The sequence below is a fragment of the Streptomyces sp. MUM 2J genome, assembly GCF_022414535.1.
Taxonomy (GTDB): Bacteria; Actinomycetota; Actinomycetes; order Streptomycetales; family Streptomycetaceae; genus Streptomyces.
In genome coordinates, this window is the sequence record NZ_JADWYM010000007.1 from 126,113 (window position 1) to 141,285 (window position 15,173).

Genomic DNA, 15,173 nt, shown 5'->3' on the forward strand with positions numbered 1-15,173 from the left:
GGGCCCCGCACCCCGCTGTCCCGCCCCGCACGTCCCACCTGCCCCCCTCGCCCTCCGAAAGGCCCTCCGTGACCATCGACCTCGCCGCACTCCCGCACGACTTCCTGTGGGGCACGGCCACATCGGCGTACCAGATCGAGGGGGCCGTGGCGGAGGACGGCCGCTCGCCGTCGATCTGGGACACCTTCTCGCACACCCCCGGCAGCACCGACAACGGCGACCACGGCGACATCGCCTGCGACCACTACCACCGCTGGCGCGAGGACATCGACCTGATGCGCCGTCTGGGAACCAACGCCTACCGCCTGTCGGTCGCCTGGCCGCGCGTGCTGCCGGGCGGCGACGGTCCGGTGAACGGCAAGGGCCTGGACTTCTACGACCGGCTCGTCGACGGCCTGCTGGCGTCCGGCATCACCCCGTCCGTCACCCTCTACCACTGGGACCTGCCGCAGACGCTGCAGGACCGCGGCGGCTGGCCCGAGCGCGCCACGGCCGAGCACTTCGCCGCGTACGCCGCGGTGGTCGCCGAACGCCTCGGCGACCGCGTCACCCACTGGACCACCCTGAACGAACCCCTCTGCTCGGCCTGGATCGGCCACCTGGAGGGCCTGATGGCGCCGGGCCTGACCGACCTGACCGCCGCCGTCCGGGCGTCGTACCACCTGCTGCTCGGCCACGGACTCGCCACCGCCGCGATCCGCGCCGTGTCCCCGCGGGCACGGGTCGGCATCGTCAACAACCTCTCCACCGTCCACCCGGCGACCGACCGCGCCGAGGACGTCGCCGCGGCCCGCCGTATGGACGGCCACACCAACCGCTGGTGGCTGGACCCGGTGCACGGCCGCGGCTTCCCGGACGACATGCGCGAGGTGTACGGCGTCGAGCTGCCCGAGCACCCCGGCGACCTGTCCGTGATCGCCGCCCCCCTGGACTGGCTCGGCCTGAACTACTACTTCCCGGCCACCGTCGCCGACGACCCCGCCGGCCCGGTCCCGCACGCCCGCGCCGTCCGCCGCGCCGGCGTCCCGCGCACCGGCATGGACTGGGAGGTCGACGCGAGCGGCATCGAGACGCTGCTGCTGCGCCTGACGGAGGAGTACGGCGCGCGGCGCCTGTACGTCACGGAGAACGGCTCCGCCTATCCGGACGTCGTACGGCCCGACGGCACGGTCGACGACCCGGCACGCCAGGAGTACCTGGTCCGGCACCTCGCGGCGTGCGCCCGCGCCGCCCGCCGCGGCGCCCCGCTGGGCGGCTACTTCGCCTGGTCCCTGCTGGACAACTTCGAGTGGGCGTACGGCTACGACAAGCGCTTCGGCCTGGTCCACGTCGACTACGCCACACAGGCCCGCACGATCAAGGACTCCGGACACCGCTACGCGGACATCATCCGCAGCCACCGGAAGCGGGCCGCCGAGGCGGCCTGACCCGGTGCCGGGCGGTGGGCACGGGTGCGGGAGCCCACGCCCACCGCCTCGGGCCCGCCCCGCGTGACGGGGGGCCACACGCTTGAGGCGCTCAGCCATCGGTGGCGCGCCACCGTACGGCGGCCCTGACCGAGGACCGCCCGGCGATCGTGCCGATGACGAGGCTGACGGCGGCGCACACCGCGATGCCTCCGGCGCCTGCCGCCCTGGTTGCCGCGTCGGGGGCCGATAGCCTGTCGGTATGTCAGAGCGTGTCATGCCCGGTCGTACGGACGGCCTGATCACCCTGGGTGCCGCGGACGCTCTGTGGGTCGATCTGACGGCCGACAGTGCCGTGCCGACGGCGCCTGGAGCACTCACCCGCTCTCCGGCCCATGCCGGGGCGGGGTACGTCCTGCTCGGCGGCCATCCGGTGGCGACGGCAAGGACGAGCGGCGGTCGGTGGGGTGTTCCCGAGGCTGAGGTGCGCCGGGCGGCCGCGCAACTGAACGCGGTGGGGATGGACCGGCGGGACCTGGTCCGCATCGGTCCGTTCCGAGGGGCGCCGAAGCAGGAGGTCAACAAGGAACCGCCGCTGCGCTGGCGCCAGCGCATCACCCGGGAACTGGGCGAGCCGGACGGTCCCGAGGGGGCAGCACGATGTGCGGACGGCCGGGCGTACCACCTGGCGGGGATCGACTGGCGTCGGATACTCGTGGAGCAGGCCCGGGACGGGACGCAGCGGACGTGGTGGCTGCCGCGCGCCGTGGTCAGGCTGCTCGACTTCGCCGAGCACACCGAGAAGCAGTGGGTGCACGCCGCACCGACCCGCCAGGCAGGCGCAGCCGCCACCGAGCCGCCCTCCCGCCCCCGGCAGGCCCGGGACACCGACGGTCGGCAGACGACGAGCCGTGAGGACCCCACCGCCTCACTGCGCCCGTACGGCAAAGAGCTGGAAGGCCAGCTGTACTCGGTGCTCAGCCGGAAGCCCGGCACCTCCCGCAGAGTGGCCGGCTGGGCGTGCGCCGTCTGCCGCACCGCGCCCGCCACCGTACTCGACCACTGCCACGAACACGGCTACGTCCGCGCCCCCCTCTGCCAGTCCTGCAACACGCAGGAGCGCCCCGACCACCTGTACGGCAACGACATCCGCGTGGCGAACCGCTACACACACCTCTTCGACACCGACGCCGACGACTGGCTTCGCCACTGGCACCGCTGCCCCGGCTGCCGCGCACGTACCACCCTGCCCCTACCGCACCTCGCCGCATGGACCGCCCACACAGCCTGCCGATCGCTGCGCCCCACCCACCGCGCCCCCCGCGGGCGCAAACCCTGCGGAATCCTGCGCGTGTCCTGGACGGGCAGTCAGAACGCGCCCCGTTCCTGCCTGCTCACTGTCGCTGTCGACTTCTGCCCCTCCGGCGAACACCGAGTCCTGGCGCAAGTCCCTTATCGCGAAGCCACCGAGCGGTTTCACATCTGGCTGGCCGAGACGGCCCCCGCCGTGGCCGCCGCCGCGGGTCCTGACCGCTTGGACGGCCTCCCCGCCCAGTCCCGGCCGGTCATCGCCGACACCAGCGGCGAGGACCTGGCACTGTTCTGAGCGGACACCGGGAGAACTGACACCTCGGGGGCATCCCCGCAGCCGCGTTCTGCGCCATGAGCGTCACCGCACGCCATCCCCCCACCCGGGAGCCGCTCGGTCTCATCGACCGGCTCAAGCACCCCTCGTGGCGGTCGGACACCCTCGCGCCGAGGCCGGCGATCGCCTGCGCGCGGTGGTGGTCGACGCCACCAGGACCCCGCCACGATTCAGCGCCCTGCCCCGCGGGATACGGGCCCCGGGCGGTTCAAGAGCTGCTATCGAGCTCCCATCTCCTGCAACTGCCGCCCGAAGTGCTCAATCTCCTCGACCGGGATGATGGTCTCCTCAAGCCACGCAGGCAGGCCGTGCATGACACTCGGGTCGGGCTTCACGCATTCTCTTCCCCATCGCATCGGGGAGCGGACGCATCGCCCGACGTGATCACGAGGGAGTGAAGGAACCCTCTCGTGCTTCCAGAACAAGGGCTTCCAGCCTCCAAACGACCCTTCGTGGGGGATTCGGTTCGCGGCCCGTTGTCAGAACGCGGGTTTGGTCGCTGTGACGGTGACCGTCGCCATGCCCATCTCGACGGGCCCGGGCCGCGAGAGTCGGTCGAGGACGGCAGGGACGTCACCGGGCAGGACGCCGGGGAGCTCGGCGATGCCCGGGCCGAGATGGTCCAGGGTGAGGCGCCAGAAGCGGCCCATGGGGGTGTTGTGGGCGACGGTCGGCACGGTGGTGCGCAGGCTGACGTCCGTGAGGCCGTGGGCGGCGGCGGTGTGGGGCAGGTCGAGGCCCCAGCGGGTGCAGTCGGTGCCGAGGCGGTCGGTCAGGACCTGCAGGGCGCCCAGGGAGACCCTCCGGTAGGTCTCGTCTCGTGCGGCTTCCAGGGAGAACAGTGCGGGCTCCTCGATGACCAGCCGGCCGCCGGGAGCGAGCCAGCGGACGATCCGGGCGAAGACCTCCGCACGGGTGGGCAGGTGGTGCAGGAGGTAGCGGACGTGGATCACGTCGAAGGAGCCGTCGGGGAACTCGTCGGTGGTGATGTCGTGGCGCAGGACGTCCAGGCGGTCCCCACGTATCTCTTCGAGGAAGCGGAGGTCGAGTTCGGTCGCCGTCACGTGGGCGGAGGGGAAGAGGTCGAGCATCCGAAGGGCCACGCTGCCGGTGCCCGCGGCGAGTTCCAGACAGCGCCGCACAGGGCCGGAGGCGGGCGCGGCCAGGGCGTCGACGGATACCGGGTCCAGGACGTCGGCCAGGGCGGAGAGCCGGGCCCTCTCGTCCGCGCCGGTGTGGCTGAAGATCTGGTCGCCGTAGCGTTCAGTGCGGGTGGTCATCGGGCACTCCGGGGTCGGTGGGAACTGGCGGGGGTGAGGTCGGCGGGCGAGAGGGTGCCGGGACGACGGTGTCCGGTGAGGGTGAGGGCGCCGGTGAACTCGGCCTCCAAGCAGCGCAGGACGTGCGCGACGCCGTCCCGGCCTCCGACAGCGAGGCCGTAGAGCCAGGGTCGGCCGATCATGACGGCACTCGCCCCGAGCGCGAGGGCGATCAGGACATCGGTCCCGGTGCGGACGCCGGAGTCGAACAGGACGGGCACCCGGCCGGCGACGGCCCCGGCCACGCCGGGCAGGCAGTCGAGCGCCGCCACTCCGCTGTCGAGCTGGCGGCCACCGTGGTTGGAGACGATGAGCCCGTCGACACCCTCGTCGACCAGGAGTACGGCCTCGTCCGGTCGGCAGACCCCCTTCACGACCACGGGCAGGTCGGTCCAGGACCGCAGGAGAGCGAGGTCCGCGGGACGGAGCGCGGGTCGGGTGTAGAGGCGGTTCCAGGCGGCTGCGGCGGCTTGCACGTCCGCCGGGTCCGGGGCGGCGCCCCGGGCAGGCGGGGTGCCCGTTCCCGCCAGTTCGCAAAAGCGGGGATCGGAGAGGTAGTTCCCGATTCCGTGACCGTGCCGGAACGGGAAGAACCCGGAGTCGAGTTCGCGAGTGCGCCAGCCCGCGACGTGGCAGTCCCCCTGGAGGACGACGGCGGAGTACCCGGCGTTCTCCGCCCGCCCGATGAGCGAGCGGGCCAGCTTCTCGTCGTCGGGCCAGGCGAACTGGAACCACCTTCGTCCCCCGGGGGCGGCTTCGGCGACCTCCTCCAGCGAGGTCGAGGTCGCCGACGACAGCACCTGCACGACCCCCACGTCGGCAGCGGCCCGGGCCGCCGCCGATTCGGCCTCGGGATGGGCCAGATCAGCCACTCCGGCCGGGGCCAGCATCACCGGCACAGCCATGGGGGTCCCCAGGACCGTGCAGGAGGGATCGCCGGCCGTCCCGTCGCGCAGGACGCGGTAGTTCAGGCCCCAGCGCGCGAAGGCGTCCTCATTGGCCGCCACCGTCCGCTCCTGTCCGGCACCCCCCGCGATGTAGTCGAACCGGGGACGCGGCAGCGCCTCGCGGGCCGCGTCCTCCAGCCCCTGAGCGGTGAAGGGGAAAGGGCTTCCGCCTGCGGCGAAGACCTGGCTCTGGTAGCCACCTGCGTACGGCAATCGGGTACTCCTGTGGATGAAATGCACCCCGTCGGCCGACGAGTGCGGCGGACGGGCCTGGCCTGTCGTGTTCTGCGGACACCGCCCCGTGCCGGAGCAGCCTGTTCACCGCGTCGAACCCTGCCGGGACCGGCGACCGGGCGGTGGCAGGCGGGCGGCCCCTGCTGCGGGGGTGCCGCCGGTCAGTTCGACGCTGCGGCCGTCAGCCGGTGGCGGGAGCGTAGACGCTGTCGACCGTGTCCTGGTTCGACGGACGGCGACGTTCGCGGTGTTCCACGGGTTGTCGAGGTTGACCCGCACCGTGCCGCTGGAGTAGTTGTCCGCGGTCAGGACGGCTCCCGCCGACCTTCTGCTCGATCGGGTACTCGCCGTTGTCCAGGCTCGGCACGTTCCAGGTCCGGGCCAGCCGCCCCTGCCCGCCGGCGACGGACGGGGAGATCGTTGCGCAGGTGCTCGCGCTGAAGTCGGCGCTGGTCAGGCAAAGGCCCGTGCGCTTGTTCTTCAGCCCGTACGAGTAACCCACTTCCGGATTCACCGCAGGCATCGTCGATTCCCCTCCAAGTGCGGCATGACGCCAAAAAGCTACACACAGCGCACGGCCGACGACAGGCGGCATTTTTCGGCCGCAGGCGAAATCGAGACCTTGACACCGCCCTTGTGGGCCGATCCGTCCTGCGGCAACCGAGCGGGTGAGCAACTCCTGGTAGCCGGCCAGAAGAGGGTCCCCTGCCGGCGGTTGACTTCCAGGGTCGTCAGGGCGAGCAGAGCGCGCAGGGGACGGGTGGTGGGCTGCCTTCTTCAACGCGCGGTCCAGGCGGGGCGCCCGGATCTCCGTTCGGCGTCGGGTCGTCCGAGTCAGGAACACCGTGACGTGAGGGTGTGGCTGTTCCTCACCAACGACACTCTGCCGGGCGAGGCCGATCAGTTCATCGACAACGAGCTTCGCCCCGGGTGCCGAGGCGTCACCATCGGGGTGTGAGGGCTCAAGACGCTCAACGATCGGTGAACACCCACTGCCGTCTCCGGCCTCACACCCACCCCTCCGTGCATGCGATCATCGTGCAGGAGGCGGACGCGCGTGGCGACGCGAACGGCCGGCGACGGGGTGTCGGGGGAGTGAACTCCCGAGGGCAGGAGACTGCCGCCCGTGCCGTGCGTGTCCGGCTCACTCATGGGCCGAGTGCCGTGACCGAGGGGCGAAAACGCAGTGGCGGACTGGATCTACATCCTCAACCCGAACAAGGACACGCTGGACGGGGAGCCGTCCGGCAAGGAGACGATACGCCGGCTGGCCGAGGAGGAACCGGAGCTGGAGTTCTGGCTCAGCCGCCGCTACCGCATGAGCCCGGGCGACCGCCTGTGGTTCTTCTTCAGCCACCCGGAGGCGGCGGTCGCCGCGGTGGCCCGGATCGACGAGGAGCCCTGGGAGGAGACCGAGGACCCCGACGTCTCCCACGTCGTCGCCGCGACCCTGCTGACCGAGGCCACGAAGAGGCTGTACCGGACGCCCGTGGGCCGGGAGGAACTGATGCTGGGTCAAGTGCGTTCCGTGCAGAAGGTGAAGCCGGAGGCACTGCCCGTGCTGCTGGCGCGCGCGGGCCTGTGAGTCCGGCGCGCGACGGGGAGTTCGCCTCCCCGTCGCAAGGGAAGGACCACCGGGGGCGGCTCCTGCGCGGCGGCCCCGGGGCCGCGGGATGACTCGGGTCGGCGCTCGGTGACACCCCGGGCGGAGCCCACGGCGGGTTTCCCGACGTCGGCCCGTTGCGGGCCGGCGTCAGCGCCCCGTCGGTCTGCTTCACCGCGGACGACGTCATCCGCGCGGGTGCGCGGCGGCCACAAGGGGATCCGCCGCGCACCCGGCGTGGTCCTGCACGCCTGTTGCCAGCCGGGCTGGTGACGTCGTCCGGCTCCGCGTGGGCGCCCGGATCTCGGGAGCGTCACCGCCATGTCGCACGGTCGCGGGGGCCGGCCGGGCGCATCGGCGCCCCGGGCCGGGAGTTCGGTGAACCCGGTCCGCGGGCCGTCCGTCGAGGGTTCACCGCTCTCCCACGCCGTGGTCTTCCCCGCCTCCCTCGCGCGCCGGACTCCGCCAGGAGGGGGAGCCGGGCGTCTCCATGCCCGGGGCGGCGCACTCCGCCCATACCGTCTTGCCCGGACCGCCCGTACTGCGCGGGCAGCAGCCCCACCGATCCGCCAGTACCTGCACCAGCAGCAGCCCGCGCCCGCCGTCCGGGAGGCCCGGCCGCACGGCCGGAGGGGCGGGCGGGACGAGCGGCACGTGGGGAAGGAGCTCGCCGCGGGTGTCGCTGACCTCGATCCGCACGGTGGCCGTGTCCGGGTCCCCGGACATCAGGACGTGGAAGTCCCGTCCGGCCACATGTCCGTGCCGCACCGCGTTCGCGCACAACTCGGCCACGACCAGGGTGATCGTGTCGTGCGCGCGGCCGCCGTACGGAACGCCCCACGCGGCGAGCCGGTGCCCGCACAGCCGCCGTGCCAGGCGGGCTCCGCGCGGCGTCGAGGTGAAGCACATCGCGAAGTGGTGTGTCGTCAGGGGTGATTGTGTTGCGGTCATGCACTCACCGTCGCCGTTGGTGGCGTAGCGTGACCAGGGGTGACGCGCCGACGGGGGGCCCTCGTCCGTGACGGCGCGGCCCCGGTACGAGGCGGTACGTGGAAGGCGGCGAGCGGTGACCGTGCGGGACGAGGAGACGGCGGAGCAGCAGCAACACTCACGCGGGCCGGAGGACGAACCGGGAACGGGCGTCGTGACGGCCTTCGGGCGGCAACTGAAGCTGCTGCGGTTGCGGGCGGGGCTGGACCGGGTGGAGTTCGGCCGGCGGATGGGCTACTCGGCGGAGACGGTGGCCTCCATCGAACAGGGGAGACGCATCCCCCAGGCCCGTTTCATCGAGCGGGCGGACGAGGTGCTGGAGGCCGGGGGAGTGCTCACGGCCTTGAAGGAAGAGGTGGGAAGGGCCCAATACCCTGCCTTCTTCCGCGATATGGCCCGGTTGGAAGCCAATGCCACGGCTCTGAACCTCTACGCCGTCTATGCCGTACCGGGCCTGCTGCAGACGGAGGGGTACGCGCGAGCCGTCTTCCAGATGCAGCGGCCTCTGCTCGACGACGAGGTGATCGAACAGCGGCTTGAAGCGCGGATGGTGCGCCAGGAGATCTACTGCCGACGACCGGCCCCCTTGCTGAGTTTCGTGATCGAGGAGGCCGTACTGAGGAGGCCCATCGGGGGTCTGACCGTCATGCGCGAGACCCTGGAACAAATCCTTCTCACGGCTCAGTCTAGGAACGTGGAGGTGCAGGTGATGCCGATCGCGCGCGAGGACAACGCCGCACTTGGCGGGCCCTTCACGTTGATCGACACCCACAGGGGACAGCGCGTCGCGTACGCGGAAGTACAGGACCACAGCCGCCTCTACACCGATGCGGGCTACGTGCGCACGCTTGAAGCGCGCTATGGCATCCTCCGGTCACAGGCGCTGTCACCCAGTGAATCGATGGCGTCCATTGAGAAACTGATGGGAGAGACATGAGCGTGCAGCACAGCAAGACGGCTGTGCCCGAGGCCGCGTGGATCAAGAGCAGCTACAGCACAGGCAATGGGGGCGAGTGCGTCGAGGTCGCCGCGGCTCGCGAGACGGTCCTCGTCCGGGACTCGAAGCGGCGGGCAGGGGACCGGCTGGTCTTCGGGGCCGCGGCGTGGGCCGGGTTCGTCCGGATGGCCGCCGGGCGCTGAACCCACACCCGCGAGGCACACCTCGGGGCCCGACGCATGTGCCGCGCCGGGCCCCGATGTCGTCGGACGTGCTCCCACCGCTCCCTGCTGCGGACCATCCGCCGGGCCCCGAGGTGTGCGCGGCGGGCGCTGCGGTCGAGAGTCGGCCTGAGGACCGGCTCCGGACCGAAGTACCGTTTGCCGGGCGTCTCGACGGTGGTCACGTGATCCGTCTCGCTCTCGCCGGGCATGCCGTCGACGACGCCCCCGGAGTCCTCCGCGCCGTCGGCGAGGGCGGAGACCCGTACCTGCGCCTCGTCACCGCGCCACCAGTTGCCGCGTCTCCTCGGCCCGCAGCGACGGCTCCTCCGCGCCGGCCGCCCGGATGCCCCGCTGCCGGTCCCACAGCCACAAAACGTCCCGGCCGAAGGACCACACCAGCGAGCCCAGCGCCAGCAGCACCACACCGGTGTTGACCGTCGCCGGCAGCAGCTCCGACCCCGCGACCAGCAGGCAGATCCCCTGCAGCGCGGCGACCGTCTTGCGGGCCGTGCTCGGCGGAAGCGGGGCGTTGAGCCACGGCCACGCCCGGGCCGCGGCGACGAAGACGTAGCGCATCGCGCCGATCAGCAGGACCCAGGGGCCCAGTTGCATGGCGACGTAGACACTGAGCACCAGGATCAGGAACGCGTCGACCTCCATGTCGAAGCGGGCGCCCAGCGCGCTGGAGGTGCCGGTGCGGCGCGCCACCTTGCCGTCGACGCCGTCCAGCAGCAGCGCCACCGCGGTCAGGGCGACCAGCAGCGCGACCGGCGGAGTGCTCTCGAAGGAGTCGGCCACCAGCGCCGTCACCCCGCCCACCAGCGTGGCGCGGCCCAGGGTGACACGGTTGGCGGGGCCGAAGGAGGCCAGGCCGGAGCGGTGCAGGGCGCGGGAGAGGACCGCCCAGCTGGCGAGGGCGAAGGCCAGGCCGGTCAGCCAGCCCGCCGGGCCCATGCCGATCGCCGTGCCGAGCAGGGCCAGCAGCAGGAGTTGCACCCCCGCTCCCACGGCGGTCTCCTGCTGGACCGGCCTCGCGTCGTAAAGGTTGTTCAGGGCCACCGCACACCCTCCGGCCGAGTGACAGAGTCGATCAACGCCGCGTACTGTGCGCGGCCTGGTACTTCTGCTTACGCGAACTGATTCCCGATCGTTCAGGAGGAATCCGATGAACCGGTCCGCCCGCGCCTTCTGGCTCCGTTCACCGGGGCACGGCGAGATCCGCGACGTCGTGCTTCCGGAGCCGGCCGAGGGCGAGGCCGTGGTCCGCTCCCTGTGGTCCGGGGTGAGCCGCGGCACGGAGACGCTGGTCTTCCGCGGCGGCGTCCCGGCGAGCCAGCACGCGGTGATGCGGGCCCCGTTCCAGGAAGGCGACTTCCCCGCGCCGGTCAAGTACGGCTACCTCAACGTCGGCGTGGTGCAGGAGGGCCCCGACGACCTGGCCGGACGCACCGTCTTCTGTCTGTACCCGCATCAGACGCGGTACGTGGTGCCCGTGAGTGCCCTGACCGTCGTGCCGGAGGCGGTGCCCGCCGAGCGGGCGGTGCTCGCGGGGACCGTGGAGACCGCCGTGAACGCGCTGTGGGACGCCCCGCCGCTGGTGGGGGACCGGATCGCGGTCGTCGGCGGTGGCATGATCGGCTGCTCCGTCGCCGCGCTCGCCGCCCGCTTCCCGGGTGTCGACGTCCAGCTCGTGGACGCCGACCCGGGTCGCGCCGCGACCGCCGAAGCTCTCGGCGTCGGCTTCGCCGTACCCGAGGAGGCCCGCGGCGGCTGCGACCTCGTCGTCCACGCCAGCGCCACCGAGGCCGGTCTCGCCCGCTCCCTGGAACTGCTCCGCGCCGAGGGCACCGTCCTGGAACTGAGCTGGTACGGCGACCGGCGGGTGAGCCTGCCGCTCGGCGAGGCCTTCCACTCGCGGCGGCTGACCGTCCGCAGCAGCCAGGTCGGTACGGTCTCCCCGGCCCGCTCCGGCACCCGCACCTACGCCGACCGGCTCGCCCTCGCCCTCGGCCTGCTCGCCGACCCCGTCTTCGACGCGCTCGTCACCGGGGAGTCCGCGTTCGGGGAACTGCCCGCCGTCATGCCGAAACTGGCCTCGGGCGCGATCCCGGCGCTGTGCCACCGCATCCGCTACGAAGAGGCCGGCCGAAGCGCCTGACCTGAGAAAAGGGTGAGACGGCACTGAACGCGGGGAAGCCAGGAGCCGTACTACACGGCATCCCCGGCCACCGCCGGCCGGGGTCCGACGCACCGCACCTGGAGGGTCGTCCGTTGTTCAGTGTCACCGTCCGCGATCACATCATGGTCGCCCACAGCTTCCGCGGCGAGGTCTTCGGTCCCGCGCAGCGACTGCACGGAGCGACGTTCCTGGTGGACGCCACCTTCCGGCGCGAGCAGCTGGACGACGACAACATCGTCGTCGACATCGGACTGGCCACCCGCGAACTCGGCGCTGTCGTAGGCGAGTTGAACTACCGGAACCTCGACAACGAGCCCGACTTCGCCGGCGTCAACACCTCCACCGAGTTCCTTGCCCGCGTCATCGCGGACCGGCTCGCCGAACGCATCCACAAGGGGGCACTGGGCGAGGGCGCCCGGGGCATCGCCGGCATCGCCGTCACACTCCACGAGTCGCACGTCGCGTGGGCGAGTTACGAGCGTGCGCTGTGACCCACACGACCATCACCCACACGACCCACGCGCCCGTCACCGACCCGGCCGCGGACCAGCGGGCCCGGAACCGGCTCGGCCACATCCCCGCCCAGCACCCGGCGCTCGCCCGGGCCGACATCGTGCCCATGTCGCTGCGCCTGGTGCACTTCGTGATGCCGGGCGGCGTCGCCGACCCGGCCACACCGAGCGGTGGCAACGCCTACGACCGCCGGATCTGCCTCGACCTGCCCGGCTTCGGCTGGCGCGTCGCGCAGCACCTGGTGGACGGCGACTGGCCCGACCCCGGCCCGGCCGCCCGCGCGGAACTCGGCCGCGTCCTCGGCGCGCTGCCGGACGGCGCCGTCGTCCTGCTGGACGGACTGGTCGCCTGCGGCGTGCCCGAGGTCGTCGTGCCCGAGGCGCAGCGGCTGCGGCTCGCCGTCCTCGTGCACCTCCCGCTCGGCGACGAGACCGGCCTCGCCCCGCAGACCGCGGCCGCACTGGACGCGCGGGAGCGTGAGGTGCTGCGGGCGGTGCCCGCGGTGGTCGCCACCAGCGACTGGGCCGTCCGCCGCCTCGTCTCCCACCACGGCCTGGCACCCGAGCGGGTGCACGTCGCCGCTCCCGGCGCCGACATCGCCCCGCTGGCCGCCGGCACCGACGGCGTCTCCCGTCTGCTGTGCGTCGCCGCCGTCACACCGCGCAAGGGCCAGCACCGCCTGGTGAACGCCCTCGCGGCGGTGACCGACCTGCCGTGGAGCTGCGTGTGCGTCGGCGGCCTCAACCACGACCCGGAGTACGTCGCCGAGGTGCGCGGCCTCATCGCGTCGCACGGTCTGGTGGACCGCGTCCACCTCGCGGGACCGCAGGCCGGCGCCGCGCTCGACACCAGCTACGCCACCGCCGACCTGATGGTCCTCGCCTCCTACGCCGAGACCTACGGCATGGCGGTCACCGAGGCTCTCGCCCGCGGCATCCCGGTGCTGGCCACCGACGTCGGCGGGGTACCGGAGGCGGTCGGCCGCGCACCCGACGGCGGTGTGCCCGGCATCCTCGTCCCGCCGGAGGACCCCGCCGCCCTCGCCGCCGAACTGCGCGGCTGGTTCGGCGAGGCGGACGTACGCCGCCGGCTGAAGTCCGCCGCCCGCGCCCGGCGCGCCGCGCTCGGCGGGTGGGCCGCGACCGCGCAGAGCCTGGCCGGCGTCCTGGGCCGGCTCCCGGAGGAACCGAGGAGGGCGGCATGAGCAGGCCGACGACCGTGCCGGGCGAAGCCCTGCCCACCCAGCCCGGACCGGCGCAGTCGCCCCGCGGGGCGGACCCGGCGGGACCCCCGTCCGGGGCGCCCGGCGCGGTCCCGCAGGACGGGTCGGCGGCCCCGGCGCCGCGTGGCCACGACGACGTGATCGCCGGGGCCGGGCCCGTGGTCCGCCCCGGAGAACGGGCCACCGTGCGGCTGCGCGAGGACGGGAGCACGACCGAGGAAGCGCCCCGGTACGCGCCCGAGTGGCTGGAGCTGAGGGAGAGCGCCGACGCCGCCGCGCGCGCCGTCGAACTGCTCGATCCGCTGCGGAACAGGCCCTCCGGCGCGCCGGGCGGGACCGGTGGTCTGGTCGTGCACGACCTGGGCTGCGGCACCGGCTCGATGGGGCGCTGGCTCGCCCCCCGCCTGGACGGCGCCCAGCACTGGGTGCTCCACGACCGTGACCCCTACCTGCTGCACTTCGCCGCCGTGGCCTCCCCGCAGGCCGCCGCCGACGGCAGCCGCGTCACCGTCGAGACCCGCCGCGGCGACGTCGCCCGGCTCACCCCGGACGCCCTGGACGGAGCCGGTCTGGTGACCGCCTCCGCCCTGCTGGACGTCCTCACCCACGAGGAGGTGGGCGCGCTCGCCGCGGCCTGCGCCGGTGCCGGCTGCCCCGCGCTGCTCACCCTGTCGGTGGCCGGACGCGTCGATCTCACCCCGGCCGATCCGCTGGACGCGGAGATCACCGCCGCCTTCAACGACCATCAGCGCCGAAGCGGCCTCCTCGGCCCCGACGCCGTCACCGCCGCCTGCGAGGCCTTCGCCGAGCATGGCGCGCCCGTCCACGTCCGCCCCAGCCCCTGGCGTCTCGGTCCCGGCGACGCCGCACTGACCGCGCAGTGGCTGCGCGGCTGGGTCGGTGCCGCCGCCGAACAGCGGCCGAAGCTGCGCGAGTACGCACAGACCTACCTGACGTACCGCCTGGAGCAGTTGGAGGCTGGCGAGTTGCACGTCACCGTCCACCACAGCGACCTGCTCGCGCTGTCCCGCACGGGTGGAGGCACCCCGTGAGTACGGCACAGGCGCCCGCACCGGCGCTGCCCGCCGCGGAGACCCTGTTCCGCACGCCGCCCCGCGCGGCCGCCCCGGCCCGCCCCGCCCTGCGCCGGCACCTCGGCACCCTCGCAGGCGCGGCCCTGCTCGGCATCCTGCTGTGGCGGCTGGGCACCGGCGCGTTCCTGGACGGGCTGCGGCGGATCGACGCGCCCGCGCTGCTCGCGGCGCTCGGCATCGGCGCGATCACCACCGTGGGGAGTGCCTGGCGCTGGGCCGTGGTCGCCCGCGCGCTGCGCATCCGGCTGCCGCTGGGCACCGCCGTCGCCGACTACTACCGGGCCCTGTTCCTGAACGCCGCCCTGCCCGGCGGCGTCCTCGGCGACGTGCACCGGGCCGTGCGGCACGGACAGAGCGCGGGCGACCTCGGCCGGGGCGTCCGGGCGGTGGTCCTGGAACGCACCGCCGGCCAAGTGGCCCTCGCCGCGGCCGGCTCGGCCGTCCTGCTCGTCGTCGACTCCCCGGTCCGCGCCCACGTACGCCATGTGCTCCCGCTCGCCGCCCTGGGGGCGGTCGGTGCGCTGGCCGTGGTGCTGGCCGTGCGGATGAGCCGCACCCCGCACCGTGCGTCCGCCTCGCGGCGGGCCCGGACCCTTCGGGCAGCGCTGGCCGAGGCGCGCCGGGGGCTGCTGTCGCGGCCGAGCGGCCCCCGGGTCGCCGTGTCCTCCGTCGTGGTCCTCGCCGGGCACGTGGCGACGTTTCTCGTCGCGGCCCGGGTCGCCGGGACCGACGCCGGGCTGCTCGCGCTGCTGCCGCTCGCGGTCCTCGCCCTGATCGCCATGGGCCTGCCGCTCAACATCGGCGGCTTCGGGCCGCGCGAGGGCGTCACCGCCTGGGCCTTCGGCGCGGCGGGCCTCGGC

Annotated in this window: 14 protein-coding genes and 1 pseudogene; 10 read left to right on the top strand and 5 right to left on the bottom strand. The window is 73.4% G+C overall.

Annotated elements, in window-relative coordinates; all coding sequences use genetic code 11:
- Positions 1 to 68: 68 nt before the first annotated feature.
- Both I3F54_RS09755 and I3F54_RS09760 read left to right on the top strand, forming a co-directional pair.
- Complete coding sequence (locus tag I3F54_RS09755) at positions 69 to 1,427, top strand: GH1 family beta-glucosidase (RefSeq protein WP_240118254.1); 1,359 nt, start codon at positions 69 to 71, stop codon at positions 1,425 to 1,427.
- A gap of 241 nt (positions 1,428 to 1,668) precedes the next feature.
- A complete protein-coding gene (locus tag I3F54_RS09760) occupies positions 1,669 to 3,012 on the top strand; it encodes an endonuclease domain-containing protein (RefSeq protein WP_240118255.1) in 1,344 nt (447 codons plus the stop codon).
- Positions 3,013 to 3,530: 518 nt separating this feature from the next.
- On the opposite strand, the gene I3F54_RS09765 is transcribed toward I3F54_RS09760, so the two are convergent.
- The 3 genes from I3F54_RS09765 to I3F54_RS09775 form a co-directional block, all read right to left on the bottom strand.
- Positions 3,531 to 4,331 carry a trans-aconitate 2-methyltransferase gene (locus I3F54_RS09765; RefSeq protein ID WP_240118256.1) on the bottom strand — a complete coding sequence of 267 codons (801 nt, stop codon included), beginning with the start codon at positions 4,329 to 4,331 and terminating at the stop codon, positions 3,531 to 3,533.
- Positions 4,328 to 5,530 carry an alpha-hydroxy-acid oxidizing protein gene (locus tag I3F54_RS09770; protein WP_240118257.1) on the bottom strand — a complete coding sequence of 401 codons (1,203 nt, stop codon included), beginning with the start codon at positions 5,528 to 5,530 and terminating at the stop codon, positions 4,328 to 4,330. The genes I3F54_RS09765 and I3F54_RS09770 overlap by 4 nt, the downstream gene beginning before the upstream one ends.
- 202 nt (positions 5,531 to 5,732) lie before the next feature.
- On the bottom strand, positions 5,733 to 6,065 hold the full coding sequence (locus tag I3F54_RS09775; RefSeq protein WP_240118258.1) for a hypothetical protein: 333 nt from the start codon (positions 6,063 to 6,065) through the stop codon (positions 5,733 to 5,735).
- A gap of 672 nt (positions 6,066 to 6,737) precedes the next feature.
- On the opposite strand from I3F54_RS09775, the gene I3F54_RS09780 reads away from it, so the two are divergent.
- The gene (locus I3F54_RS09780; protein WP_205386781.1) at positions 6,738 to 7,136 is read left to right on the top strand and encodes a hypothetical protein; all 399 of its coding nucleotides are present in this window, start codon (positions 6,738 to 6,740) and stop codon (positions 7,134 to 7,136) included.
- 429 nt (positions 7,137 to 7,565) lie between these two features.
- On the opposite strand, the gene I3F54_RS09785 is transcribed toward I3F54_RS09780, so the two are convergent.
- Positions 7,566 to 8,105: an ATP-binding protein gene (locus tag I3F54_RS09785; RefSeq protein WP_240118259.1), complete on the bottom strand. Its 540-nt coding sequence runs from the start codon at positions 8,103 to 8,105 to the stop codon at positions 7,566 to 7,568.
- Between the two features lie 115 nt (positions 8,106 to 8,220).
- Between I3F54_RS09785 and I3F54_RS09790 the strand changes: the two genes are divergently transcribed.
- Positions 8,221 to 9,081 carry a helix-turn-helix transcriptional regulator gene (locus I3F54_RS09790; RefSeq protein ID WP_240118260.1) on the top strand — a complete coding sequence of 287 codons (861 nt, stop codon included), beginning with the start codon at positions 8,221 to 8,223 and terminating at the stop codon, positions 9,079 to 9,081.
- Positions 9,078 to 9,284, top strand: coding sequence for a DUF397 domain-containing protein (locus I3F54_RS09795; RefSeq protein ID WP_240118261.1), 207 nt, complete (start codon positions 9,078 to 9,080; stop codon positions 9,282 to 9,284). The genes I3F54_RS09790 and I3F54_RS09795 overlap by 4 nt, the downstream gene beginning before the upstream one ends.
- 297 nt (positions 9,285 to 9,581) lie before the next feature.
- Here the strand turns inward: I3F54_RS09795 and I3F54_RS09800 are convergent, their stop codons facing one another.
- Positions 9,582 to 10,364, bottom strand: coding sequence for a CDP-alcohol phosphatidyltransferase family protein (locus I3F54_RS09800; RefSeq protein ID WP_240118262.1), 783 nt, complete (start codon positions 10,362 to 10,364; stop codon positions 9,582 to 9,584).
- 106 nt (positions 10,365 to 10,470) lie between these two features.
- On the opposite strand from I3F54_RS09800, the gene I3F54_RS09805 reads away from it, so the two are divergent.
- The 5 genes and pseudogenes from I3F54_RS09805 to I3F54_RS09825 form a co-directional block, all read left to right on the top strand.
- Positions 10,471 to 11,463: a zinc-binding alcohol dehydrogenase gene (locus I3F54_RS09805; RefSeq protein ID WP_240118263.1), complete on the top strand. Its 993-nt coding sequence runs from the start codon at positions 10,471 to 10,473 to the stop codon at positions 11,461 to 11,463.
- A gap of 113 nt (positions 11,464 to 11,576) precedes the next feature.
- Positions 11,577 to 11,975 (top strand): 6-carboxytetrahydropterin synthase, encoded by a 399-nt coding sequence (locus tag I3F54_RS09810; RefSeq protein WP_240118264.1) that lies wholly within the window; start codon positions 11,577 to 11,579, stop codon positions 11,973 to 11,975.
- 83 nt (positions 11,976 to 12,058) lie between these two features.
- Positions 12,059 to 13,201: a glycosyltransferase family 4 protein gene (locus tag I3F54_RS09815; RefSeq protein WP_240118328.1), complete on the top strand. Its 1,143-nt coding sequence runs from the start codon at positions 12,059 to 12,061 to the stop codon at positions 13,199 to 13,201.
- Complete coding sequence (locus tag I3F54_RS09820) at positions 13,198 to 14,271, top strand: trans-aconitate methyltransferase (protein ID WP_240118265.1); 1,074 nt, start codon at positions 13,198 to 13,200, stop codon at positions 14,269 to 14,271. Before I3F54_RS09815 ends, I3F54_RS09820 begins: the two co-directional genes overlap by 4 nt.
- A pseudogene (locus tag I3F54_RS09825) lies at positions 14,268 to 15,170 on the top strand (lysylphosphatidylglycerol synthase transmembrane domain-containing protein); the annotation flags it as partial. The gene I3F54_RS09820 and the pseudogene I3F54_RS09825, both read left to right, overlap by 4 nt.
- Positions 15,171 to 15,173 lie beyond the last annotated feature (3 nt).

Bases quoted from the DNA above. Each gene is read 5' to 3' on its own strand.
- I3F54_RS09765 (WP_240118256.1), bottom strand. From the start codon at position 4,331: ATGACCACCCGCACTGAACGCTACGGCGACCAGATCTTCAGCCACACC.
- I3F54_RS09805 (WP_240118263.1), top strand. From the start codon at position 10,471: ATGAACCGGTCCGCCCGCGCCTTCTGGCTCCGTTCACCGGGGCACGGC.
- I3F54_RS09760 (WP_240118255.1), top strand. From the start codon at position 1,669: ATGTCAGAGCGTGTCATGCCCGGTCGTACGGACGGCCTGATCACCCTG.
- I3F54_RS09785 (WP_240118259.1), bottom strand. From the start codon at position 8,105: ATGACCGCAACACAATCACCCCTGACGACACACCACTTCGCGATGTGC.
- I3F54_RS09820 (WP_240118265.1), top strand. From the start codon at position 13,198: ATGAGCAGGCCGACGACCGTGCCGGGCGAAGCCCTGCCCACCCAGCCC.
- I3F54_RS09795 (WP_240118261.1), top strand. From the start codon at position 9,078: ATGAGCGTGCAGCACAGCAAGACGGCTGTGCCCGAGGCCGCGTGGATC.